We start from the raw sequence: 656 nt of genomic DNA, 5'->3' as shown, positions 1-656 counted from the left end.
TTATTTTGTGTAAATGATTGAGTTACAGAATCTAAGACTATAATGAAATTATGTGCTCTTACCTATTAGGGGGATAGGGCAATGCTGGGGAGCAACCCGAGCACCTAATAGGGTTCTGTACAAAAGGAGAGAGGATTGTTCCTCTCTTTTTCCTTTTGGGAGAACCCAAAGCGATAAACCCTTAGGGCGTAGCCCTAACACGAAGTAAAATAATCATGAGAAATTATTTCCCAAGCCGACCGTTAAACATTATTTCAAACTGTTGTCTACATTCTAACCATCCAGGAATAGGATTAGTCCATTTGTCAGTTACACCAATAGTTGCAAGGTAAACAATCTTTCTTAATGAATTATCCGTTGGATAAGCTGTTTTGGTTTTAGTGACCTTTCTTAACTGCCTATGGAAAGCTTCGATCGTGTTTGTTGTATAAATTAGTTTTCTAATTTCAACTGGATAAGAAAAATAAGTGGTAAGCTCAAGCCATTTGTTCTCCCAGGAATGAATAACCGAAGGATATTTTTTACCCCACTTTTGCTTAAAATCTTCAAAAACGATTTCGGCTTGTTCAAGTGTAAAAGCTTTGTAGACCTTCTTTAAATCATCCATAAGCTCCTTGCGATTTTTATGAGGAACCAACTTCATATTATTTCTCAAT

Annotated in this window: 1 protein-coding gene; it reads right to left on the bottom strand. The window is 36.3% G+C overall.

All coding sequences use genetic code 11. The features are described 5' to 3' along the window. Positions 1 to 223 precede the first annotated feature (223 nt). On the bottom strand, positions 224 to 656 hold a 433-nt coding region (locus tag ACX9YW_RS22865), incomplete at its 5' end, for a transposase (protein WP_460351012.1).

The sequence above is a fragment of the Pseudoneobacillus rhizolycopersici genome (genome assembly GCF_054786815.1).
This window is presented reverse-complemented; position numbering and strand designations above follow the sequence as displayed.